Origin of the sequence: Hydrogenivirga caldilitoris (genome assembly GCF_003664005.1) — a bacterium.
Lineage (GTDB): Bacteria > Aquificota > Aquificia > Aquificales > Aquificaceae > Hydrogenivirga > Hydrogenivirga caldilitoris.
Genome location: NZ_RCCJ01000001.1, coordinates 633311 through 657837 on the forward strand (window position 1 = coordinate 633311; position 24527 = coordinate 657837).

22 protein-coding genes, 1 tRNA gene and 1 pseudogene are annotated in these 24527 nt (G+C 41.2%); 20 read left to right on the top strand and 4 right to left on the bottom strand.

Going from position 1 to position 24527, the window contains the following annotated elements; all coding sequences use genetic code 11:
* Positions 1-55: 55 nt before the first annotated feature.
* The 17 genes from BCF55_RS03470 (at position 56) to galE (ending at position 18173) form a co-directional block, all read left to right on the top strand.
* Positions 56-307 (top strand): hypothetical protein, encoded by a 252-nt coding sequence (locus BCF55_RS03470; RefSeq protein ID WP_121010032.1) that lies wholly within the window; start codon positions 56-58, stop codon positions 305-307.
* Positions 308-396: 89 nt separating this feature from the next.
* Positions 397-1974 (top strand): RNA-guided endonuclease InsQ/TnpB family protein, encoded by a 1578-nt coding sequence (locus tag BCF55_RS03475; protein WP_121010035.1) that lies wholly within the window; start codon positions 397-399, stop codon positions 1972-1974.
* A 74-nt stretch (positions 1975-2048) separates the two neighbouring features.
* A complete protein-coding gene (locus tag BCF55_RS09815; RefSeq protein WP_274542096.1) occupies positions 2049-2177 on the top strand; it encodes a hypothetical protein in 129 nt (42 codons plus the stop codon).
* A gap of 52 nt (positions 2178-2229) precedes the next feature.
* Positions 2230-3759 carry a YifB family Mg chelatase-like AAA ATPase gene (locus BCF55_RS03480; protein WP_121010038.1) on the top strand — a complete coding sequence of 510 codons (1530 nt, stop codon included), beginning with the start codon at positions 2230-2232 and terminating at the stop codon, positions 3757-3759.
* Between the two features lie 60 nt (positions 3760-3819).
* Positions 3820-5040, top strand: coding sequence for a ComEC/Rec2 family competence protein (locus BCF55_RS03485; protein ID WP_121010041.1), 1221 nt, complete (start codon positions 3820-3822; stop codon positions 5038-5040).
* A gap of 205 nt (positions 5041-5245) precedes the next feature.
* The gene (locus BCF55_RS03490; protein WP_121010044.1) at positions 5246-6649 is read left to right on the top strand and encodes a mannose-1-phosphate guanylyltransferase/mannose-6-phosphate isomerase; all 1404 of its coding nucleotides are present in this window, start codon (positions 5246-5248) and stop codon (positions 6647-6649) included.
* 1 nt (position 6650) lies between these two features.
* Positions 6651-8348, top strand: coding sequence for a bifunctional sulfate adenylyltransferase/adenylylsulfate kinase (locus BCF55_RS03495; protein ID WP_121010047.1), 1698 nt, complete (start codon positions 6651-6653; stop codon positions 8346-8348).
* The gene (gene cysQ, locus BCF55_RS03500; RefSeq protein ID WP_121010050.1) at positions 8345-9157 is read left to right on the top strand and encodes a 3'(2'),5'-bisphosphate nucleotidase CysQ; all 813 of its coding nucleotides are present in this window, start codon (positions 8345-8347) and stop codon (positions 9155-9157) included. The genes BCF55_RS03495 and cysQ overlap by 4 nt, the downstream gene beginning before the upstream one ends.
* Positions 9158-9159: 2 nt before the next feature.
* The gene (locus BCF55_RS03505; protein ID WP_121010053.1) at positions 9160-10569 is read left to right on the top strand and encodes a flippase; all 1410 of its coding nucleotides are present in this window, start codon (positions 9160-9162) and stop codon (positions 10567-10569) included.
* Positions 10569-11492 (top strand): sulfotransferase family protein, encoded by a 924-nt coding sequence (locus BCF55_RS03510; protein ID WP_121010056.1) that lies wholly within the window; start codon positions 10569-10571, stop codon positions 11490-11492. The genes BCF55_RS03505 and BCF55_RS03510 overlap by 1 nt, the downstream gene beginning before the upstream one ends.
* A 10-nt stretch (positions 11493-11502) precedes the next feature.
* Positions 11503-12315: a glycosyltransferase gene (locus BCF55_RS03515; RefSeq protein WP_170144739.1), complete on the top strand. Its 813-nt coding sequence runs from the start codon at positions 11503-11505 to the stop codon at positions 12313-12315.
* Positions 12312-13439: an O-antigen ligase family protein gene (locus BCF55_RS03520; protein ID WP_121010062.1), complete on the top strand. Its 1128-nt coding sequence runs from the start codon at positions 12312-12314 to the stop codon at positions 13437-13439. The genes BCF55_RS03515 and BCF55_RS03520 overlap by 4 nt, the downstream gene beginning before the upstream one ends.
* Positions 13440-13441: 2 nt before the next feature.
* On the top strand, positions 13442-14275 hold the full coding sequence (locus BCF55_RS03525; protein WP_121010065.1) for a glycosyltransferase: 834 nt from the start codon (positions 13442-13444) through the stop codon (positions 14273-14275).
* A 190-nt stretch (positions 14276-14465) separates the two neighbouring features.
* Positions 14466-15896, top strand: a complete 1431-nt coding sequence (wbaP, locus tag BCF55_RS03530; protein WP_121010068.1) for an undecaprenyl-phosphate galactose phosphotransferase WbaP — start codon at positions 14466-14468, stop codon at positions 15894-15896.
* Between the two features lie 4 nt (positions 15897-15900).
* Entirely contained in the window at positions 15901-16401 is a 501-nt protein-coding gene (locus BCF55_RS03535) for a VanZ family protein (protein ID WP_121010071.1), read from the top strand.
* The gene (locus tag BCF55_RS03540; RefSeq protein WP_121010074.1) at positions 16374-17189 is read left to right on the top strand and encodes a ComEC/Rec2 family competence protein; all 816 of its coding nucleotides are present in this window, start codon (positions 16374-16376) and stop codon (positions 17187-17189) included. Before BCF55_RS03535 ends, BCF55_RS03540 begins: the two co-directional genes overlap by 28 nt.
* A 3-nt stretch (positions 17190-17192) precedes the next feature.
* On the top strand, positions 17193-18173 hold the full coding sequence (gene galE, locus BCF55_RS03545) for a UDP-glucose 4-epimerase GalE (protein WP_121010077.1): 981 nt from the start codon (positions 17193-17195) through the stop codon (positions 18171-18173).
* A 376-nt stretch (positions 18174-18549) separates the two neighbouring features.
* On the opposite strand, the gene BCF55_RS03550 is transcribed toward galE, so the two are convergent.
* From BCF55_RS03550 to BCF55_RS03565, 4 genes and pseudogenes are all read right to left on the bottom strand, one after another.
* Positions 18550-18966, bottom strand: a complete 417-nt coding sequence (locus BCF55_RS03550) for a putative toxin-antitoxin system toxin component, PIN family (protein WP_121010080.1) — start codon at positions 18964-18966, stop codon at positions 18550-18552.
* Positions 18948-19181, bottom strand: coding sequence for an AbrB/MazE/SpoVT family DNA-binding domain-containing protein (locus BCF55_RS03555; protein WP_121010083.1), 234 nt, complete (start codon positions 19179-19181; stop codon positions 18948-18950). The genes BCF55_RS03550 and BCF55_RS03555 overlap by 19 nt, the downstream gene beginning before the upstream one ends.
* A gap of 65 nt (positions 19182-19246) precedes the next feature.
* Positions 19247-19543 (bottom strand): annotated as a pseudogene (locus tag BCF55_RS09770) (tyrosine-type recombinase/integrase); the annotation flags it as partial.
* Positions 19544-19711: 168 nt separating this feature from the next.
* Positions 19712-22501 carry a [protein-PII] uridylyltransferase family protein gene (locus BCF55_RS03565; RefSeq protein ID WP_121010086.1) on the bottom strand — a complete coding sequence of 930 codons (2790 nt, stop codon included), beginning with the start codon at positions 22499-22501 and terminating at the stop codon, positions 19712-19714.
* A 16-nt stretch (positions 22502-22517) separates the two neighbouring features.
* On the opposite strand from BCF55_RS03565, the gene pyrG reads away from it, so the two are divergent.
* From pyrG to BCF55_RS03580, 3 genes are all read left to right on the top strand, one after another.
* The gene (pyrG, locus tag BCF55_RS03570; RefSeq protein ID WP_121010089.1) at positions 22518-24095 is read left to right on the top strand and encodes a CTP synthase; all 1578 of its coding nucleotides are present in this window, start codon (positions 22518-22520) and stop codon (positions 24093-24095) included.
* Positions 24096-24112: 17 nt separating this feature from the next.
* Positions 24113-24185 (top strand) — tRNA-Thr (locus tag BCF55_RS03575).
* A 10-nt stretch (positions 24186-24195) separates the two neighbouring features.
* Positions 24196-24525, top strand: a complete 330-nt coding sequence (locus BCF55_RS03580) for a hypothetical protein (RefSeq protein ID WP_121010092.1) — start codon at positions 24196-24198, stop codon at positions 24523-24525.
* Positions 24526-24527: the final 2 nt, after the last annotated feature.

The following is a 24527-nucleotide window of genomic DNA, read 5'->3' on the forward strand; positions in this document are numbered from 1 at the left end:
AATTCTCAATTTTTGGAACTTATAATACCTCATAATCAGAGAGGGGGAGTGTATTATGAAGGTATTGGTGATACTTTTGTTTGCAAGTCTTAGCTTCGCCGGAAGTTACCACGACTGCATAAGGAACGCGGTGGCGATAGAAAGAGCCATAGAGGTGGCAAGGGACTATGTCGGTAAGCCCTTCAAGGTATGGATAGGACAGTCAAAGAGAACGGGTGAGTGCTACTGGAAGGTAAATGGAACGGAGGGATATATCATACTTAAGGCTGAGACAGGTGAGATAATTAAATTCTACAGAAACAGATGATCTCTACGGAAGAGGTAATAGAAGTTGCTACACTCCTTTTCCATAAAAGTATTATTCAAACAGAAGAAAGCTCAGGAAGGTAGTAGAGGATGTCATCAGGTAAGAGAGTTCTCTCCATAAGAGTGAGCGGGAGGGAGAGGAAAAGAAGGGTAAGGACTCTCCTCTTAGACCTCGCTCACTTCAGGAACATGCTCATAATCCTCATCAGGGAATACTACCTCCTCCACAGAGAGCACTTGCTAAATCAGTCCCTCCTCTACGGTCTGGTAGCTAAAAATTACTCATGTAAATACAGGGAAGAGCTTGAAAAGGTTTTAAGGAACATAGAAGATAGCCGTGAACTAAAAGAATTCCTTGAGAGACTTAAAGCCCAGAAGGAGAAGATAGATAATCCTCACTACGTTCAGTACGTTATCCGTCAGGTCATAAAGGACTTCAGGAGTTTCTTCAAGTCTCTTGAGTGCTTCAGAGCCAACCCTGAGAAGCTTAGAGAAATGCCAAGACTTTCCAAACCTAAGAAATTAAGATACCTGATAAACTTCTCTGTAGAAGGGAACGCTAACACTTTTAAACAGGAAGAAGACAGGTTGGTAATCAGGCTCAGGAACGGCAAATACCTCAAGGTAAAGCTCCCTAAAGACTTCCCTTACAGGGTTTCTTCTGTAAGACTAAAACTCTTCGGAGATGATCTTTACGTGGATGTTGTTTATGAGCAGGAAGTAAAGGGCATAGAGCCAAAAGGAGATTACAGAGCGGGAATAGACATAGGACTTGACGAAATGCTCTCCGTTGTGAGTGAAAACCCTGAAATAAAGAGCTTTATAGTCTCAGGCAAAGAGATAAAAGCTTTTAATCAATGGTTTAACAAAGAGAGAGCAAAACTGAGGTCTCAGATGGATTACCTGAAGAATGAGATAAGGAGCGGAGATTATGAAGACGTAAGCCCTCTGAAAAAGAAACTCAGGGAACTTGAGATAAAGGAAAAGGTTTTATCAGCCCAAAGGAAGAGGTGGATGGAAAACAACCTTTATAAGATAGCAAGAAAACTGGTGGATTTGCTTTACAAGACAGGACACAAAATCATTTACATAGGGAAGAACGCAATAGAGAGCAAGAACGGGATAGATTTGGGAAAGAAGACCAATCGGGAGTTTGTATCAATTCCCTTCAGGAGACTGGTAGAGCTGATCAAGTACAAAGCAGAGGAGCTCAGAATGGAAGTTGTGGAGGTTGATGAGAGCTACACATCAAAGACCTCGCCTTTTGCTGACATACTGAAGGTTCAGGAGCTCGGCAGTCAGAAGTTTGAAGAAGAGGATGAGACAAAGAGAAAAGAGCTTGAAAAGGAAATATCCGAGTTGAGGAAGGGTAGCAGGAGCGGGAATGTGTTTAAGGATAAGGTTCTTGGCAAAGTTTTTCACGCAGACCTTGTAGGGGCTTTGAACATACTGAGAGCGGGAGCTAAGCTCCTTAGACTTAGCTTTTATGAGAACCTCAGGGTGCTGTTTACCAAGCTCTGTAATCCCGTGAGGTTCAAACTCGTGGACTTTCTTTACCTGCAAGTATCCCCTGAGTCCCTTTTGGGGATAGGGGGTAGTAAGCAGGGAGTTTTAATCCCTGCAGGGTGGATGGAAAAACAGGGTTATTTGGATAGGTTTGAAATTTAATGCCCTGTTTTTCTACCTACCTGGCATGTGGGTAAAGACTACTTAAGAAGCTGGATCAGACGGAAAGGGCGTTTATGAACCTTAAAGAAGTCCCCGCTCTGGAAGGTAGTTTGGAGAAGAAAATACTCTACGAGGTATCCGCCAAACGGTTTGAGTACAACTATGAAGTTCTTTGGAAGACGGCAAGACTCTTTCTTCTATAGAAGCCTTTGAACATATAATTAAAGAACTCAGAAAAACCTGTGAGGAGGGAACATGACCTTCGTAAAGGTAAAGAGCGGAGGGATATGGGGAATAGAGGGTTACGAGGTGGACGTGGAGGTTGACATCTCTCCAGGGCTCCCCTCTTTCAACATCGTAGGACTTCCAGACTCGGCTATAAAGGAATCAAGGGATAGGGTTAGGAGTGCCATAAAGAACCTCGGCTTTTCCTTCCCTCAGAAGAGGATAACCGTGAACCTCTCCCCCTCCCACATAAGAAAGCAGGGAACTCTGTACGACCTTCCAATCACCGTTGGGATACTTACACTCGGAGGTTATCTTGACCCTGAGAGGGTTTCCGAGTTTGTGTTTCTCGGTGAAGTGTCTTTGGATGGGAAGCTCAGCAGGGTAAACGGAGTCCTTCCGGTGGTTGCCTCTCTCAGGGACAACGGCTTTGTGAGGTTTGTGCTCCCCCTTGAGAACTCCCTTGAAGGTGCTGTAATTGATGGTACTGAGATATACGGTTTTGAGAGCATTTCTGACCTTATTGAGTTTATAAACGGGGGAGCAAGGGTTGAGCCTGTAAGGGTGAGCTATGAGGACCTCTTAAGCGGTAAAAGAACTCATGATATTGACCTTGGGGACGTTCTCGGACAAAGTATGGTGAAGAAAGCCCTTGAGATATCTGCAGCCGGCGCCCACAACCTCTCCATGATAGGGGCTCCCGGTTCAGGTAAATCCATGCTCGCCAAGAGGGTGGTTACGATACTTCCTCCCCTTGAGTTTGAAGAGATGCTTGAGGTCAGCAGGATTTATAGTGTGGCTGGGCTTCTCGGTGAAGGGCTCATAACGGAAAGACCCTTCCGCTCACCCCACCACACAGCCTCGGAAGTGGCACTGATAGGTGGTGGCTCAATACCCTTGCCGGGGGAGATATCCTTAGCCCACAAGGGAGTTCTGTTTCTGGACGAGCTCCCTGAGTTCTCAAGGAAAACCCTTGAGGTTCTCCGCCAGCCAATGGAGGATGGCTGTATAAACATAGCGAGGGCTCAGGGTAGGGTCAGGTTCCCGGCGAGTTTCACGCTCATAACAGCCCAGAATCCCTGCCCCTGTGGGAACTTCGGCAATCCATATAAGGAATGCACCTGCACCCAGAATCAGATAAGGGCTTACAACTCAAAGGTTTCTCAACCCTTAAAGGACAGGATAGACCTCAGGGTGTGGGTTGACCCGGTTAAGAAGGAGGAGCTTGTTAAAGGTGTGAAAGGAGAAACTTCGGCGGAGGTAACGAAGAGAGTATTGAGAGCCTATGAAATTCAGAGGGACAGGTTCAGGAATTCAAAAACTGACTTTAACGGGAGGATGACCAACAGGGAGGTGGAAAGGTTCTGCTTGAGTATGATGAAGGAAGAAGCCAAAAGGCTTCTTAAGGATGCTATAGACAGGTTGAACCTATCAGGTAGAGGTTACTTCAGAACCCTTAAGGTGGCGAGAACCATAGCCGACCTTGAGGGGAGCGAACCTATAGAGGGGAGCCACATAGCTCAGGCTCTTCAGTTCAGGGTTGAGGAGAACGCAGCGTGAAGGTAAGCACGGTGAACGAGCTGAGTGAGTTCATGAGGGATTTCCTCCTGAAAGAAAATTATGAGCAGGGGTGAGCTTATCCATTTTTTTCTCTTCATAGCTGTAGCTTTGATAGCTTACAATAGGGCGAACCTCCCGGACTTTAAAGAGAAAGAGGTTTACATGAGGGGAATCGTTGTGGGAGACATAATGAACGAGTCGGGCTACACGGCAACCAGGATAAGAGTTGAGGAGAGCGAGATAGAAGATATTGAAGGTAGAAAGGCTCTTTTGAAGGTTTACGGATACCTGCCTCCTGATATCAGGAGGCTTTCCTTACTTGGGAATGTGAGTGTGAAAAATAACAGGGTCTATGTTTACGCCAAAAGCAGTGATATTGAGTTCTTACCTCTGAAGAAAGGTTTAAGGGAGACCCTTATGGAGCGGTATTCCAATGTATCAATGGATAAGAGCATGGTCCCTCTTGGGCTTTCCTTTCTCTTTGGGGAGCCAAGGGAACTTCTCCCCTCAAGAGTTCAGAGAGACTTCCTGAGTACAGGTCTTGTGCACCTTCTTGTGGTGAGTGGTCTTCACGTCGGAATGGTTGCTCTCGTGCTGACAAAGATGTTGCCAAGGTTCTGGGGTATGAAGCTTGCCCTCTCAGGTGTAATTTTGTACGCTCTTTTTGTGGTACCTCATGAGCCTCCTGTCTTGAGGGCGTCTTTCATGTTCTCCATAGCCTTGCTCATATACCTGTCCTTTTACCGTCCTAACATGCTCGCTGTACTTCTATTCTCCGGAACCGTCATGCTGCTGCTATACCCCTATTATCTGTTTTCTTACTCCTTCTGGCTCTCCTTTGTGGCTACCGCTTACATAATCCTCACCTTAAGAGAGCTTGAAGCCGGCAGTGGGGTGAAAACCTTACTGGTTTCAGCCTCTGCCTTTACAGGGGTCGCACCTCTGGTCAGCACCTTTTCCGGAGTATCCCCGATGTCGGTTCTCCTGACACCCTTGCTGACACCGGTAGTCATACTTTACTCCCTGTTAGGAGTTTTATCCCTCATGACTCTTATGAGCTTCCCGCCCTTTGTTGACCTCTTTAATCTTACGGGACACCTATTTGGAGGTATAGTCAGATTCGCCTCCTCACTTTCTTTGAACCTTTATCCAAACATAGGCTTTTACGAAGCGACCTTTCTCGTCCTGTTTGGGTTGGTCTCTTTACACAACCTGAGAGGCTACTCAAAAACCATACCCTTGATAGCGATAAACCTGTGGTTGTTGGTGAGGTCTGTTTAACTTGAGTGTACCTTTATCAAGCCAGATCGTGAAAATTCCCTTGTATCTTAGGGTTTAAATGTCTATAATTTTTACGAGTTGGGGGTGAATTCTGTCTTTACAAAAATCCTCAAATAAGACTAATGCTCTTCTTACAAAAAGGGTAAGAAGTCAGGAAGCTATTAAGGGAGTTTATTTTGCACTCAGAAGGGTCGGAAGATAAAGTATGAAAGCAATAATCCTCGCGGGCGGTAGCGGAACGAGGCTTTTCCCACTTTCGAGAGAAAGATATCCGAAGCAGTTTATAAAGCTCTTTGACAGTGAGAGCTTATTCCAGAGAACCGTAAAGAGAGTTCTGAAAGTAGTAAAAGAACCTGAAAATATAGTGTTCGTAGCCAACAGGGATTACATATTCCTCGTCAAAGGACAGGTAAGGGAGCTGTTCAATACAGAACCCATCCACATAGTTCCGGAACCCATTAAGAGAAATACCGCTCCAGCAATAGCTCTGGGAATGAAATACCTTTTGGATAAAGGATTGCTTGAATCCGATGAGCCAGTATTTGTTTTTCCATCGGACCATGTAATAGAGCCCGTAGGAGAGTTCGCAAGGTATGTTCTTGAGTCTCAAAACCTTGCAAGAGAGGGAAACATACTGACCTTCGGTATAGTCCCCACCAGACCGGAAACCGGCTACGGATACATAGAAGCCGATACAGATAAAAATTTATCAGCGGGAGAGTTTAAAGCCTACAAAGTAAAGAAGTTCCACGAAAAGCCGAGTCAGGAACTGGCAGAGGATTATGTCCGGAGAAAGAACAACTACTGGAACAGCGGAATGTTCGGTTTCACAGCACAAACCTTTACCGAAGAGCTCAAAAACCACGCTCCCGAAATATACAGGTTATTCAGTGAGTTTAATTACGAAGGACTTTTAGAGAGCTTTCACCAGATGCCCGACATTTCTATTGACTATGCTATTATGGAAAAGACCAAAAGAGCCTGTGTGATACCCCTCTCCATATTCTGGTCAGATGTGGGCTCCTTTGAGGTGATTTACGAACTCCTCGGAAAGGACAGGAATAGAAACGCTGTGAAAGGAGAAGTTTATCTGAAGGATACAGAAGGCTGTCTTGTGTACGGAGATGGTGAAAGGAAGAGGCTGATAGTAGGCTCTGGACTTGAGGATCTTCTGATCGTTGATACGGATGATGTTCTGCTAATAACAAAAAAGGGAAACGGTCAGAGTATAAAGGATATAGTATCCGGGTTGAAGGACAGAGAGGACCTCAAAGGTTTTACCGAGATCCATACCACCGAATACAGACCGTGGGGAAGATACACCGTCCTTGAGGAAGGGGAGAGATACAAAATTAAAAAGGTGGTTGTATATCCGGGAGAAAAGCTCAGTCTTCAGGTGCACCACCACAGGTCGGAACACTGGGTTGTGGTGAAGGGAACGGCTAAGGTTGTTATCAAAGATAAAGAGCTTTTCCTCCACGAGAATGAATCCGTGTTTATACCCAAGAGCGCTCCCCACAGACTTGAGAATCCGGGGAAGATACCCTTAGAGCTTATAGAGGTTCAGATAGGGGAGTATATAGGAGAGGATGATGTGGTAAGGTTGTAGGATGAGAACAGATAAACTGGTTAACCTTTTGGTAGATAAGGATGAAAAGGAAGAGCTTACCCAGAAAATAAAGTATCTGAAATCCCTTCAGATCTTCTATCGCTCTGTATGCGATCTCGAACTATTAGCCGTGGGTGCTTTCTCTCCATTAGACAGGTTCATGAGAGAGGAAGACTACAGGTCTGTTGTAAAAGAAATGAGACTTAAAAATGGAGTTCTCTTCCCGATACCTATCACCTTGCCTGTAAGTAAGGAGTTCGTAAAAGAGCTTAAAGAGGGAGAGGAGATAGTCCTCAGAGATCCCAAAAACGTTCCCCTTGCGGTTATGAGGGTAGAAGAGGTTTACAAGTGGGACCTTGAATACGAAGCCAGGAACGTTCTGAAGACCACGGACCCGAGACACCCGCTCGTAGCTGAGATGCATACTTGGGGTGAGTATTGCCTTTCGGGAGAACTCAAAGTACTCCAACTCCCCAAGCACTACGACTTTCCCGAATACAGAAAGACACCCGAACAGGTTAGGAAGGAACTCTCCGGGCTCGGTTACGAGAGGGTAGTTGCCTTCCAGACGAGAAATCCTATGCACAGGGTTCACGAGGAGATAACCAAGCGTGCAAGGGAAAGGATAGGTGGAGCCTTATTGATACACCCTGTTGTCGGAATGACCAAACCCGGAGACGTTGGTACATTTACACGCATGAGGATATACAAAACCCTTTATGAAAAGTATTACGACAAGAACAACACTATTCTGGCCTTCCTTTCCTTAGCTATGAGGATGGCAGGACCTAGGGAAGCCCTCTGGCACGGAATAATAAGAAAGAACTACGGAGCCACTCACTTTATAGTGGGAAGGGATCACGCGGGACCAGGCAGGAATTCACAAGGGAAACCCTTCTACGAACCCTACGAGGCTCAGGAGCTCTTCGCAGAATATGAAGACGAGATAGGTGTGAAGATGATACCCTTTGAAGAGCTCGTTTACGTGCCAGAACTCAGGGAGTATGTTGAGAAGGGAGTGGCTGAAAGGGAAGGCTACGAATACATATCCATATCCGGCTCAGAAGTAAGAGACAATTATCTAAAAAACGGTAAAAGGCTTCCAGAATGGTTCACAAGGCCCGAGACTGCCGAGATACTCTTGGAGAGCTACACACCCAAACACAAGCAAGGCTTCTGTATATGGCTCACCGGTCTCCCCTGTTCCGGTAAGTCCACCATAGCGGAGGTACTCTCTGTTATGCTCCAAGCCAGAGGTAAGAGAGTAACTTTATTAGACGGAGACGTAGTAAGGACTCACCTCTCAAAGGGACTAGGCTTTTCTAAAGAGGATAGGATAACGAATATCTTGAGAGTTGGCTTTGTTGCTTCGGAGATAGTAAAACATAATGGAGTGGTCATATGCGCCCTCGTGAGTCCCTACAGGAGTGCGAGAAATCAGGTCAGAAACATGATGGAGGAAGGCAAGTTCATAGAGGTTTTCGTCGATGCGCCGATAGAGGTCTGTGAGGTAAGGGATGTAAAGGGAATGTACAGGAAGGCGAAGGAGGGTCTTATCAAAGGCTTCACCGGTGTGGACGACCCTTACGAACCGCCCGAAGCCCCCGAGGTCCACATAGACACTGCGAAGCTGACACCTGAGGAGAGCGCAAGAAGGATTCTTGAATACCTCATAAAGGAAGGCTTTATCTTAGAATGATACTGGACGTTATAAACATCGCTTTAAAAGCAGGAGAGGAGATACTGAAGGTCTACGAGGGGAACATGTCAGTCGATTATAAAGAAGATAGAACCCCCTTAACGGAAGCCGACAGAAGATCTCACAGAGTAATCGTAAAAAGTTTAAAAAGCCTAACCCCTGAAATTCCCATACTCTCGGAGGAGGGTAAAGATATTCCTTACGAAGAGAGAAAAGGCTGGAGAGAATTCTGGCTCGTTGACCCCCTTGACGGAACCAAAGAGTTCATAAAGAAGAATGGTGAGTTTACCGTAAACATAGCTCTCGTTGAAAATAGGGAACCTGTTGCTGGAGTCGTTTATGCTCCTGCAAAGAACTTACTCTTTTTTGCCCGGAAAGGAGAGGGGGCATATAAAATCAAGGTCAACTGTAGTTCTTTAGATGAGATTTCCATAGAAAGAGCCGAGAGGCTTCCTTTATATAGAAACAACAGCTTTCAAAAGCCACTCAGAGTTATCGCTTCAAGATCCCACATGAACGAGGAAACAAAAGCTTTTATAGAAAAGCTGAAAAGCAAAGTTGGTGAGATAGAACTGCTCTCGGCGGGAAGCTCTCTAAAGTTCTGCCTTGTAGCGGAAGGGAAAGCGGAAATATACCCTCGCCTCGGTCCTACGATGGAATGGGACACGGCTGCAGCTCACATAATAGCAACCGAAAGCGGGTGTGAGGTAAGAACCCTGAATGGGGAGCCTCTTACATATAACAAGGAAGACTTGAGAAATCCTTACTTTATAGTTGTGAGGAAGGAGACGGTTTATATTCCTGCTTAAACATGATAACACAAGTAATAAATAAAATAAACAACGATATACACCTAAAAGAACTTTTAAAGGGTTCTTCTATTGCATTTGTTTTAAAAATAGTTGGAATAATAGCTGGATATATTTTCACTCTTTTAATTACCCGTGGATACGGTGCAGAGGCTATGGGTATTTTTGCTCTTTCTTTTACGCTCCTTCAATTTTCTTCAGTTATTGGAAGGCTTGGAATGGATACGGCACTTTTAAGATTTACAGCTGAGTATTCATCTCAGGAAAAATGGGAAGTAGTAAAAGATATATACAAGAAAGCTATAAAATTAGTTTTGCCTTTTTCCATAATTTTATCAATAGTAGTTTTTTTCTTATCTGGATACATAGCAGAGTTTGTATTCAAAAAGCCACATCTTGAGCCGTATTTTAAAATAGCCTCTCTTGGGATAGTTCCTTTTGTTTTACTCTTTATTCATACAGAAAGTCTAAGAGGACTAAAAAAAATAAAAGAGTATATGTTTCTGCAACAAGCAGGAATATTTATATTAGCTTCTATTCTACTTGGATTTATAACACTATTAATAAACCAATTAACTAATTTACCAATAAACCAAATACCAATTTTAGTATGTATATTTTCGGTTTTTATAATTTCAACGGTAGCTTTTTGCTTCTGGAAAAAGCAATTAACTATTCTATCAATTAACAAATACACAAATAAGCAGATTAACCAATTAACTAATCAACCAATTAGCCAATCAACCAACAAACTATTATCCTATTCCACGATCCTTTCAGTTTCAATTCCAATGCTTTTTTCAAGTTCTTTAGCATTGATTATGGGATGGACTGATACCATAATGTTAGGAATGTTTAGAACAGAAGAAGAAGTTGGAATATATAACGTAGCTCTAAGGGTATCCATGATAACAAGCATTACACTAATGGCAATAAACACAATAGCAGCACCAAAATTTGCTGAGTTTTGGGGAAAGGGTGATATAAAAGGGCTTGCAAAAGTAGCACAGCAGTCAACAAAGTTGATTTTTTGGACTTCTCTTCCTATATTATTGTTGTTTTTAATCTTTTCAAAGGCAATTCTTGGGATATTTGGAGAAGAATTTAAAGCAGGGGCAGTGGCATTAATGATTTTAACAATTGGGCAGTTTGTGAATGCAGCTGCTGGGAGTGTTGGATATATACTGCAAATGACAGGGCATCAACAATTTCATCAAAATGTGGTGTTAATAGGAGCTATTTTGAATATAATTTTAAATTGGTTATTAATTCCAATATATGGGATAATTGGGGCTGCTATTGCAAGTTCAATTAGTATGATTTTTTGGAATGTTATTTTTTCTGTAAAAATTAAAAAAAGAATATTAAATAAATGGATATTTTATTTTCCATTTTTACATAAGGAGGTGTAATGAAAAATAAAATAAAAGTAATTTATATTGCTGGAGAGGGAAGAAGTGGTAGTACTTTATTAGAAAGGATATTAGGGCAACATCCGGATATTTTCGCAGCAGGAGAATTAATTCATATATGGGAAAGAAGTTTCATAGAAAATCAGTTATGTAGTTGCGGAAAATCTTTTTCAGATTGTGATGTATGGCAAAGAATTACAGAAAATTTTGTGTCAAATATAAAAACTTTTGAGCCAAAAGAAATAATAAAAGCTATTGAGAATACATCTCGAATGAGACATTATCTTTTAGGAAAGAATTTAAAAAATAAAGATTCTGTTTTTTTAAATGATGTTTATTATAATTTGTATAATGCTATAAAACGGTATACAAATAAGGATTTTATTATAGACGCATCTAAACATCCAGTATTTGCTCATATCCTAACTCAAAATACAAAGATCAACTTATATGTTATTCATTTAATTCGTGATGCTCGAGGTGTTGCTTATTCTTGGAATAAAAAAAAGATAAGACCAGAAATAATTGGAAAAATTGAATATATGCCTCGCTATTCAATTTTTAGAAGTGCTATTTATTGGAATTTAATTAAAAAAGTGGCTTTAAATTTAAAAGGAAAAACGAATTATATTCAAATAAGATATGAAGATTTAGTTAAATATCCAGAAAAAACATTAAAAGAAATATTTAACTTTTTAGGTGTTAAAAATAACTTAGATAATTTTGTGGATAGGTCAAATGGTAAAGTTTTTGTAAACTTACAAACTAATCATACAGTTTCTGGAAATCCATTTAGATTTAAAACAGGTAATGTAGAATTAAAGCCAGATCAAAGCTGGCAAAATTCTTTTCCATTTTATAAAAAATTTATAGTAACTTTATTAACATATCCTTATTTAAAGAAATTTGGATACATAAAATGAGGTTCCCATGATGAAAAGTGATATTTTAATAATAATTCCACATTATAATAACTTGAAAGGCTTAGAAAAATCTTTAGCATCTATTTCGAATATAGAACCTGTAGATGTGTTAATTATTGATGACGGCAGTAATGAGGAAAATAAACCTGATTGTAAAGAACTGAAAAACAAATATAAAAATATAAATAGCCTTTATTGCTTGATCAATGATAAAAATAGAGGTATAGAATATGTTCTTAATGATGGTTTAAAATATGCTTTAAAACATGATTATAAATATATAGCAAGATTAGATTGTGGGGATATTTGTTGTCCAGAGAGATTCAGAATTCAAAAAGAATTTTTAGATAAAAATCCAGAGATATATTTAGTAGGTTCATATGTTGAAATAGTTGATACTAAAGGGAATACACTTTTTATTTATAAGCCCCCTATTATACATGATGAAATAAGAAAAAAAATGTGTATTAATAATGTCTTTATTCATCCCTCCGTTATGTTTAGAAAAGAAGTTATAGAAGAAGTAGGATTTTATCCTCTTAACTATAAATACGCTGAAGATTATGCTTTTTTTTATAAAATTGTAAAAAACTTAAAAGTAGCAAATATAAATAAAGTTCTTTTAAAATACGAAGTTAATCCTACAGGAATATCTTTAAGTAAAAGAAAAATACAATTAAAAAGTAGGATAAAAGTGATTTTAGACTTTTGTGATTTTTCTTGGATAAAGGCATATAGCCTGATCAGAAATTCTATTATGTTTATTGTCCCTTACCCAATTATTTTGGGAATAAAAAGAATCCTTCTTGATCGCACGGAATGAAGATTTATATCTTTTACTCCATATTATTAATGTTTTTGTTTTTTAAATTAAGGATATATGAGAATGTTCATATAGGTTATTTTCTAGTGCCAGTTTATGTACTATTGGGATTTAAAGTATCAAAACCATTAGTTAAATTAAATCTATTTAACATATTCTTTTTAACAATTATTGTAACTTCTATTATAGCTTATTTTACTTATGGATTTGATAAGTCTATTGTAGGTATTTTTGCTATTTTAGCAGGATTTTACGTAGGTTACTTTTCATATAAATATACGATTAGTAATTTAGATAAATTTATTAAATATACAACTTTATTATTTTTTCTTTTATTTTATATCAGAAATATTATTTATTATAAAGATGTATCAAATCTCATATTTAAAGGAAGAGCATATGTATCTGATAGTTTCTACTTTATTACTAATGGGGGTCATAACATAGAATGCACTGTGTTAGCTTTTATAACTATGCTTCAAAAGAATAAATTTCTTTTTTGGTTTTCTTTTTTTCATGTACTATTCTTTAGTTTAGTATGGGGAAGTAGAGCAGGATTATTACTTACAATTTTTGCTCTAATATATAGATATATCGCTACTCATGATATAAAATTCATAACTTTTGTAAAAATAACATTTTCTTTTATAATCCTTTCATTTATACTTTTTTTATTAGCACAAAATTTGCCGGAAAATAATGCTTTAAATAGATTTTTTAGTATAGAAAAGGAATTTGAATATGGAGAAGAAGGTATAGGGAGAATAGGTTTTTACTTAGGTAGTATTTATCTGTTACAGGATAATATTTTTGGTTACGGTGTTGCAAATGCAGTTAGAATTATGTCCGAATGTACCGGAATAATGTATAAAGAAAATAATGTACACAATATATATCTTCAGTACCTTTTAGACGGTGGTATCCAATCTTTTATTTTATCGGTTTTAATTTTTCTGTACATCTCACACTATACTTATAAGGATAGATTTAGATTTCCACCTCTTAGAATAGCGTTTAGTTATTTATTAATAGGTATAATTCAATTCACTGGTTATGATTTACTTGGGTGGTTTTTTATTGGTTATAGTTATGCGTACATAAAAAAAATTAAATTTAAGAGGTAAAAATGGAAAAAATTTCTGTCTTAATGTCTATTTATAATAAAGAAAAAAAAGAATATTTTAGGCAAAGTATTGAAAGTTTATTAAAACAAGAATATCCATTTGATGAAATTGTTTTAGTAATAGATGGTCCTTTACCTAAAGATTTATATGAAGAAATTGAAACACAAAAATCTTTACTAAAAGATAAACTTGTATTAGTTAAAAACAAAGAAAATTTAGGATTAGCTAAATCCTTAAATATAGGAATAAGGTATTGTAAGAACGAATATATAGCAAGAATGGATACTGATGATATTTCATTACCCTATCGTTTTAGAATTCAATTAGATTTTTTAAAGAAAAATCCTGGATATTCTCTTGTGGGAGCATGGTATGACATCTATGATGAAAATATGAAAAATTATATTTCAACAAGAAAAGTCCCCGAAACCTTTGAAGAAATTAAAAAATTTGCAAAAAAAAGAACACCTATAAATCATCCTACTATTATGTTTAAAAAAAGTGATATTCTGAAAATTGGTGGGTACCCTGAAAATGTAGGCAGATTTGAAGACTGGGGACTTGCTCTTAAGTTGATTAAAAATAATATGTTAATTTATAACATTCCTATTTCAGTTTTACATTTTCGTTCAAGTATAGAACAAATGCTGAGAAGGGGTGGCATTCCCTATTTAATTGAAGAGATGAGTGTGCTTTATAAATTTAAAGAAGCAGGTTTTTTTTCTAATTTGGATTTTTATAGGAATATTCTTGTCAGGACCCCTATTAGGGTTTTACCTAAATCTATCAGATATGAAATTTATAAAAGATTTATATGGAAAAATGATATTTTCTAAAGCTATAAATAATAAATGCTAGTAACCACGGGGTCGGGGTCTTATGTTAGCATATGACTTGGAGAAAAAAAGCATATTAATTGTTAATCATATTTCAAAGAACAAACTATACAGAAGCAAGACAATGGTTGGAATTAAAAATAAAAACTAGTTTTGTGTAAAAACCAGATATAATTTGGATAAAACGTGCATGAGCAAAAACATAAAAATATCTGTCTTTTTGCTTATAACGGACTTGTTGGCGTATTATCTGTCTTTAGTCTTATCTTTTTTTGCTCGCAAAAATTTAAATCAATTGCCATTAGGTATAACCCAGTTTGATATTCCTTTCATTAACTTTATTAGTTTGTGGTGGGTACCTTTCATATTTATCTTCTTCATAGCCTATGAAAAACTCTATGTAAAAAGATACCCCTTTTGGGATGAGGCAAGGGAACTTTTAAAGGCACTCACGATAGCTACCGTTGTAATCTTTGCAGTGGTATCCCTTGGTAAGATAACTGAAAGTATATCAAGGTTAACCATTCTTATGCTCTGGGGCTATAGCATTTTTGTGTTTCCTGTATTTAGGCTCTTTGGAAAGAAGCTCCTTTACAACCTCGGTGTGTGGAGGAAAAACCTTCTTATAATAGGTGCCGGTGAGGCGGGCAAAAACACTGCTGAGGGACTTTCTCAGGACAAGCATCTGGGTTACGAGATAATAGGATTTTTAGACGACTATAAGGAAGGTGTCGTTGAAGTGGGAAACAGTAGAGTTCCTATATTAGGCAAGCTTACTGACTTTAAAAACCTCGTTGAAGAAATGAATATAGATACTGTTGTGATAGCGATACCGTCTATGGATAGGGAGAGGTTATCTGCTCTTGCGAACTATGTTCACAGGTATGTGCGTAGGATATTTATTGTTCCCGACCTTAAGGGAATAGCCCTCCTGAATAGCGAGCTTTACCACCTATTTGTGCAGCAACTGTTTCTCATAAAGATAAACAATAACCTAGATTCACAGCTCAACCAAGTTTTGAAGCGAGCTTTTGACCTATGCCTTTCTATCCTGATGCTTCCCGCTCTTCTACCGCTCATAGGGATTATAGGTATTCTTATAAAGCTGGATTCGCCTGGTCCTATATTTTTTACACATGAGAGAATTGGTAGAAATGGAAAACCCATAAAGGTCATAAAGTTCCGCAGCATGTATATTGATGCAGAGAAGAGGCTAAAAAGAATATTAGAAGAGGACCCAAAGGCGAGAACAGAATGGGAAAAATTCTTTAAACTAAAAAATGACCCCCGCGTGACAAAAATCGGCAAGTTTCTGAGGAAAACCTCTCTGGATGAGCTCCCACAAATTTTCAACGTTCTTAAGGGAGATATGAGCCTAGTTGGTCCCAGACCAGTTTTAAAGGAAGAACTTGATAAATACTACCGTGAGTATTCTGACTACTACTATATGGTTAGACCAGGAATTACGGGACTCTGGCAGGTAAGCGGACGAAGCAATACAGATTATGGACTGAGGGTTGAGCTTGACACCTGGTATGTTTTAAATTGGTCCCTGTGGCTGGATATAGTCATACTGTTCAAGACCGTTAAGGTCGTGCTCAGAAGGGAGGGAGCGTACTAAATCAATGAGCTCAAAAAAGCTCTGGATTATAATAACCCTATATATAGTTTTCATATACACCACCCTACCCCTTGCAAGACTTTTTCTAAACGCACTCTACAATACCTTAGGTAAAACCACCCTCAGTCTCTTTACAAACCTTGTCCTCGCCGGTATATTCTTTTACGTCGTTTTAAAGCTTTACAGAAGAAAGGGAAAGAGAGCGCTAATCTATACACTGGCGGGGACACTTCTCCTTGGCTTTATAGTAACGAGCTTGGAGAGACCGGAGGAGAGGATTCACTTCCTTGAGTACGGAGTTCTGGGCTTTCTTTTTGTAAAAGCTTTTAACTCTACCGACTTCAGGGCTCTCACGGTATCTGTACTTCTTGCATCCGGGGTAGGTGTTCTTGATGAAGTTATACAGGGGTTTCTTCCCAATAGAGTGGGTGATATAAGAGACGCCTTTATGAACGTAGCTGGAGGGTTCTTGGGGGTATGGTTCGCAAGATTTTATTACTCCTGATATACTGGGTGTTCATTTCCTTCGCTGGTGAGTTAAAAGTTCACTTCCTGAACGTGGGTGAAGGAGAGTCAATCGTTGTAATAACCCCCTCCGGGAGTGTAACGGTAATAGATACAGGAAACCTCATAACCGGATACAGAGTTTACAAATTCCTTAAAAGAGAGGGAATAAGAGATATTGACAGGCTAATAGTAACCCACCCACATCCAGACCACATGGGCGGTGTGTTCCTGCTGGTGCAAGCTTTCAATGTCAAAAGCAAGCACGACAACGGACAGCCATTGGAGGCAAAAAGACATGAAAACCTTTACAGATGGTACGAGGAGCTTTTCAGAAGGGAAAACTACAGGGCTTTAAGAAGAGGCGACTCATGGATAGAGGGAGGTGTAAAATTCACTGTTATCTCCCCCGAGAAGCTCGGTAGGGACTGGAACGCAAACTCTGTGGTTTTGAGGATTGAGTATGGGAAGGTGAGCTTTCTCCTGATGGGCGATGCTAACCTAAATACGGAAAAGGAACTCCTGAATTCCGGAATAAATTTGAAAAGCACCGTCCTCAAAGTGGGGCATCACGGCGCCAGAGACTCTCTGTCTGAGGAGTTCGTTGAAAAGGTGTCTCCCAGATACGCAGTTATATCCATAAACAGGAACAACATAAGGGGCTATCCACATCCAGAAAATATAGAGTTATTAAAACAATACAAAGTAGAACTATACACAACTTACGAGCACGGAAATATAACGTTTATAGCGGATGGAAATAAAGTATGGGTAAAATATGGAGGTTGACCAATGCCAAAAATTCTCGTAACGGGAGGAGCGGGCTACATAGGCTCTCACGTTGTCAAGCTCTTGGGAGAAAGAGGTTATGAGGTTCTGACCTACGATAACCTTTCAACCGGTCACAACTGGGCTGTCCTTTACGGAAGGCTCGTTAAAGCTGACCTCAGAGATAAGGAAACCCTCAGAAAGATCTTTGAGGAGTTTAGACCCGACGCAGTCATGCACTTTGCTGCTTACATAGTGGTTCCCGAAAGTGTGAGAGAGCCTCTAAAGTACTATAGGAACAACGTTGTAAATACGATAAACCTCCTTGAGGTAATGGAAGAGTTCGGAGTTGATAAGTTCATCTTCTCCTCCTCGGCAGCTGTTTACGGGATTCCGAAAAAGATTCCTGTTCCCGAAACCGAGCCCATGAATCCGATAAACCCTTACGGGGAAACGAAAGCAACTGTTGAAAGGATTTTAAGGGATCTGAGCAATTCAGGAAAGGACTTCAGATATGTGTCTCTTAGGTACTTTAACGTTGCGGGGGCAGATCCGGAGGGTAAGATAGGATTTGCCTATCCCAATCCCACCCACCTTATAATTAGGGCTGTGAAGACCGCAAAGGGGGAGTTTGATAAGCTCGAGATATACGGGACGGACTACCCTACCCCTGACGGGACCTGCATAAGGGATTACATACACGTCACCGACCTTGCGGAGGCACACATAGTGGCTCTTGAGTACCTGCTCGAAGGTGGTGAGAGCGACATCTTCAACTGCGGTTACGGGCACGGGTACTCCGTGAGAGAGGTTGTAGAAGCTGTTAAGAGGGTAACCGGCGTTGACTTTACTGTAGTTGAAGCTCCAAGGAGGGAAGGGGATCCACCTGTTCTCGTGGCGGACAATCGAAAGATACGGAAAGTTCATGGATGGGAACCAAAGTACGACGATCTTGATTTCATTATAAAGACCGCATGGGAGTGGGAGATAAAGGGAAGGGGCTGAGCAAATTAGGAATTACTTATTTCTCAAACCAAATCCCCTTAAACGGACGCTCAAGTTTTCCCAATGACTCTTTCTTATTCCCTTTCAGCCTATCATAATCTTTCAAATTTTCCATACCAAATATTTCCACAACCTCTATCTTTCCATTTCCAAAGATTATGAAGTCAGGCGTGTAATGATAGGAATATTTACGGCTATATGGATATGTGATTATAGATTTAACTAGATATACGCTCTAAGTCCCCTTCCGCAAGGGAGGGGATACAGGGCGTCGCCTGCAAGGGCGTTGACAGAAAGTTTTAGTTCCCATATATGGGATAGAAAGGATAAAGAACTAAACTTTTGCCAGACATAGGCGACCTTCAAAGCAATCTTTTCATTTCAGAAACTTCCTCAGCTCTGCAGGAGTGATTATTCTCACACCTTCAATTTCTTTTACAGAAAGAATGTCCTTATCTCCGCCGACAATAAAATTTGCTCCTCCCGACACAGCACACTTAAGGAACTTAAGATCGTCTCTGCATATTTCCCTGTTTATTTCCACAACTTCTCTCACTACTTCTGCATAAGGCAAAACCTCAACATATATAAGAAAGTCTATCTCTTCACCTTCAAGACCGAATTTGGGATAGTGGAGAACTCTTACAAGCTCTTCAAGGGTTTCCTCTGAAAACAGGAGCTTGAGCTTGCCTTCCTTCCACGCCATTCGTATAAACTCAAGCCTACTTCCGAACAGTAGAACCGACAGAATTACGTTTGTATCCAAAACGACCTTTAGCTCATCCTTGCCCACTTTACCGCTTCCTCAATGTCCCTTTCGGTCAGTCCCGCCTTCTTTATCTTTTCCCTTATCTTTTCAAGGGTTATATTTGAGGGAATCGTTCTTACAGGAATTAAAACTATCCTGCCCTCTTCAACTTTGACCTCAAAATAATCCGCCTCGGGAAATTCTTTTAGAACTTCTTTCGGAAGGGTTATCTGGTTCTTAGAGGTCTTTTTAATCAGCATATCTTACCTCCTTACTTTCTAAAAGTAAGGAAATATTACTTAATGTCAAGAAGCACACAGATAGCCTACAACCTTTCCGCTATCACCTCAATAGCCTTTTCCCTTTCCGCTTCCATGTAAACGTCCATAGTAGCGGAAATCTTAGAATGTCCTACCCAGTCCGCTATGAGGTTCACCGGAATTCCGAGAGTGGCAAGCTTTGTAATGTAGGTATTCCTGAACCTGTGAGCATTAACCTTTATCTCGTATCCCCTCTCCTTTAACTTCCTTTCAAGTTCCCAGAAGAACCTCTTTGTCGTATCTTGCTTCAGGACTAATGTCTTCACACTTTTTGGATACCTGATGGTGTAAATGAAGATGTAGTCGTCAGGCTCAAGCCGGGAGAGCTACTTTTCCCAGAGAACCTTCCACTCGGGTCTGAAAAAATATATGAGTGCCTCCCTCTCCTTTCCGAACTTCCCTTCCCTCACATAAACTGTCCACAAGCCTCGTTTTTTCGTCCTTAGATTATAGTAATCTAAAAACGAACTTCACCCTAAGTATTCCAAGAAAACCTCTCTAAGAATCTTCATGCTTTTGCTTAGCTCCTCTTCAAAGTCTCCTTCTTTCATGTTCAAGGACCTTGCTATCTTTGGAATATCTTCCCTTGACAGTACGGAGCTACCTCTTTCCTTGACAAGTCTAAGATGGGTTTCAACCAATCTCAGAAACATGAAGGGTTCAAAAGCCTCTTTAAGGGCTGGGTGTATATCGGACAGCCTCTTAAAGCCTTCTATCATTGAAGTCTCCCTGATCCTTTCCTTTATAAGGAGATACTGAACCAGAAACTCCCCATCAACTATACCTCCCACACCAAACTTCAGGTCTAACACACCTTTCCCTTTCTTTGCCTGCTCCTGAAGTTTCATTCTCATCTGATAGACTTCTTTTCTCTCCTCTTCACCCCAGGGTTTTTCAAACAGTAGGTTCTCTATCTCCCCTTCAAATCTCTCCTTTAGGGCTTCTTCTCCCGTTATGAACCTCGCTCTGGTCCAGGCGAGTCTTTCCCACGTTCTCGCTTCCTTTTTAAAGTATCTGGTGTAAAAATCCAAGGTTGGAACAAGCTCTCCCTTTGACCCCATAGGTCTTAGCCTGAAGTCAACGTCGTAGAGATAGCCCTCCGATGTATGGACTGTCAAAAATCTTACGAGTCTCTGAGTTTTCTTTGTCACTTCCTCCTTTTCATCGTTGCTCTCAACACAGAAGACCAGATCAAGGTCTGAGCCGAAGTTTAACTCCCTGCTTCCGAGCTTTCCAAGGGAGTACAAAACTGCCTTATTCCCCTCAAGGGTGATCTTCTCCCAGAGTTTAATAAGTAGGAAATCGGCAAGCATACTCATGGAGCGAAAGAGCCCTGTAAGGTTATCATAATTTCTCTTGCCCATGAGGTAAACCAGACCTATCCTCACCTCCCACACCTTCTTGAACCTTCTGAATAGATTTTCCTCCGTCAGATTAAGGGTTTCCTCGTACTTTCTGAATTCCTCTTCAAGCTTGTCCCAGGTGGGGTATTCTCTGTACAGTGTCAGAACGTCCTCCACAAGGTCTGGATTTTTACTTATCAGTGAAGATAGGGTGGAGGATAGGGAGAAAACGTTAAATAGTCCCTCCAGGAAGTCCTCCTTAGGGTCACTCAGTATAACCCTCTTACCTGTCGGGTTTGAGAGGAACTTATCAAAGTTTTTTAAGGTCTCATCAGGGTCAGAGGACACGGCGGAGAGGTCAACTATCCTCGGAACCATTCTCAAGAACTTTTCCTTCTCCTTGTCGGAGAGTTTTAGCCCTTCCTTTCCGTAGAGATAGCTTAGTAGCAGGGAGAAAGACTGCCTTGGGTTCCTGAACCCTGCCTCCTTTAGCAGAAATACCCCGTACTCTACGTCTTCGGTAATGAGGGCTATCTGAACAGGCTGGAGCTCCTCTTCCCTCCTCTCCGGTATCAATCCTGCGAATATCTCCCTCACTCCAGCTTTAATTCGGTGCAGTTCCTCTGTGAAGGATTCTTTCTCAAAACCGAGAGCCCTGGCTATGAAAGGTATATCCTGTTCGTTCAGAGTCTGAGTTTGCAGGCACCTTTTCAATTGAATTCTGTGTTCAAGGTCCCTCAGGAAGGAGTAAGCCCTTTCAAGGAACAGAGCCTCCTCGTCGGAGAATACCCCCTTCTGGTTTAGTTTCCAAATTCCTTTGAAAGTGTTCCGCTCCCTTACAAATCTGTTTTTGTTTCCCAGAAGAATCAGGAGAGACTGGACGGTAAACTCTATCTCCCTTATGCCCCCCTCTCCCGTCTTGACGTTGTAGCCCTTTAAAAACTTTTTCTTTGCTTCTGCCTCTATCCTCTGCTTCATGCGCTTTATCTCTTCCACGAGCTTGTAATCTGCGGAAGAGTAAACAAAGGGATTTACCACCTCCCTCATGAATCTTTCACCGAGCTCCATGTCTCCGGCTACGGGTCTTGCCCTGAGCAGTGCGAATCTCTCCCAGACCCTCCCGTAAGATTCATAGTAAAGCTCGGCACTTCTCAGTGACATCGTAATTGGTCCTGTTTTTCCAAAGGGTCTGAGGTCAAGGTCAACCTCGTAAGGCTTACCCTCCTGAGTCTGAGTTGTCATGAGCTTTAAAACCTTCTTAAAAACCTGTGCAAAAAACTCGTTAAGTGATAGCTTCCCTGCAGAACCTCTATCCTCTGAATGAAGAAAGATAAGGTCTATGTCTGAATAAAAGTTCAGCTCTTCACTTCCCAACTTACCCAGTCCTATGACCACACCGGTAACCCTGTTGCCGTCTTCCGACAGGGGCTCCCCGTATTTTTCAACAGCTTCTTCAAAGGCACGTCTGTAGGATACTTCCAGCATGGCGTCGGGCAGGTAAGAATACTCTCTGAGTATATCTTCCATCTTTGCAGTCCCGAGAAGAACCTTTGCGAATATCCTCAGAAGTTCTCTGTGTCTGTAATAAGCGAGTTTCTCCGATAGCTCCTCCTCTCCCATAGTGTCATGCAACAAGTGTGAGAGTTCCTCCAGGTAACGCTCCTTATCCTTGGTGAGATACCATAGCTCCGGTATGGTGTTCTGGAAGTCCTCCGGATGTCTGAAGAGAAAACTCCGCAAACACTCAGACTGTTCAAGTATCTCAAGCAACAAGGTGAACCGTCTCTCATTCAGGTACTCAATAAGGCTGCCGGGATTGGGATGAAGGCTTAGGAGTTTTTCAAAGTGTTTTTTCGTTTCTCTGGGGCTGTAAAGTTTCCTTTCTGCAGCAGTCCACCACGAGGAGGGAACTTCCATAATATAATTTTCTCACATGGGCAAATTTATCTTTGTTACCGGAGGAGTTCTGTCCTCCCTCGGAAAAGGTGTAACCTCCGCTTCCATAGGAGCTATCCTTGAAGGCATGGGTTACGATATAACCCTTCAGAAGCTTGACCCGTACCTGAATGTTGACCCAGGAACTATGAGCCCTTACCAGCACGGAGAGGTTTACGTGACCGAGGACGGTGCTGAGACAGACCTTGACCTCGGGCATTATGAGAGGTTTACCAATGCCGTTATGACGAGAGATAACAATGTCACCGCTGGAAAGGTGTACTTCAACGTTATAACCAGAGAGAGAAGGGGTGATTACCTTGGAGCGACAGTTCAAGTTATACCCCACATCACTGAGGAGATAAAGGAACTTATAAAGAGGGTTTCGGACAACAAGGATGTGGTTATAGTTGAGGTAGGCGGAACCGTGGGGGATATAGAAGGGCTTCCTTTCCTTGAAGCTATAAGACAGCTATCCCTTGAGCTGGGAAGAAGGAACTCTATGTTCATACATGTAACCTACGTGCCCTATATAAAAACTGCTGGAGAGCTAAAGACAAAGCCCACCCAGCACTCAGTTAAAGAGCTCCGGGCTATAGGTATACAACCTGATGCCATAATATGTAGAGCTGATAGGGACCTTCCCAAAGGAATAAAGGGAAAGATAGCCCTCTTCTCTAACGTTGAAGAATCCGCCGTTATCTCGGCTCCAGACCTTGAATATATATATGAGCTTCCCACCAAGTTCAAGGAGGAGGGGCTTGACAGACTTATCGCAGAAAGGCTTGAACTTGAGTTCCGAGACGCTAACCTCTCCAAATGGAAGAAGGTTGTGAACGTGCTTAAAACAACCCAGAGGGAGGTGAACATAGCCGTTATAGGAAAGTACGTTGAGCTCAAAGATGCCTATAAGAGCATAATGGAAGCTCTTACCCACGGTGGGGTAGCTAACGGTTCAAAGGTTAACATAATCTGGATAAGCTCCGAGAACCTTAACCTGGACAAGCTCCGAGATGCCGAAGGTATACTTATTCCCGGGGGATTCGGAGAGAGGGGAATCAGAGGAAAGATGGAAGCTCTCAGGATAGGAAGGGAGAGCGATATACCTACCTTTGGTATATGTCTTGGTATGCAACTTATGGCTGTGGAATTTGCCAGAAATGTTATAGGTCTTGAAAACGCCAACTCCACTGAATTTGACCCTGACACCCCCTATCCGGTGATAGACCTTATGGAAGAGCAAAAGAACATACATAACCTCGGTGGAACCATGAGGTTGGGAGCTTACCCCTGTATGCTTCAGGAAGGCACAAAGGCTCGTGAGATATACGGCAAGGAGGTAATTTACGAGAGACACAGGCACAGGTACGAGTTTAACAACTCGTTCAGAAAACTCTTTGAGGAGAATGGGGTAAGGTTTTCAGGTCTGTCGCCAGATGGGAACCTGGTAGAGATAATGGAGCTTTCGGACCACAGGTGGTATATAGGGTGCCAGTTCCACCCTGAGTTCAAGAGTAAACCCTTTGACCCTCACCCTCTGTTCGTTTCCTTTATCAAAGCTGCTTTGAAAAAATAATATAATTTTACCTACAAGCCGGCGTAGCTCAGTCGGCAGAGCGAGGCACTCGTAATGCCTAGGTCGCGGGTTCAAGTCCCGCCGCCGGCTTTGAGATGCTATGAGTAGAGCTCAAAGGCTAACCCTCGGTATCGTAACTCTCGTACCGCTTGTATACGTCATCGTTGTCCTTGTGACCCCCCTCAGGGCTGTTTTTACCACAGACCCCATGTCTTCAGAGGCGCCTGAGTGGTTCCTTTACTTCACAGCCCTTCATTTCTTTATGTACCTTTATATGGGTCTTCTGCTCGCCTTTTATATGCTCCACCTCTTCGGTAATAAAGCCATCAGCCGTGAGGTAAAGGCTCTGTGGGCTATCCTGCTTGTATTTGGCTCCGTGTTGACAATGCCCCTTTACTGGTTTATTCACGTATGGAGAAATAGGGGTTAAGA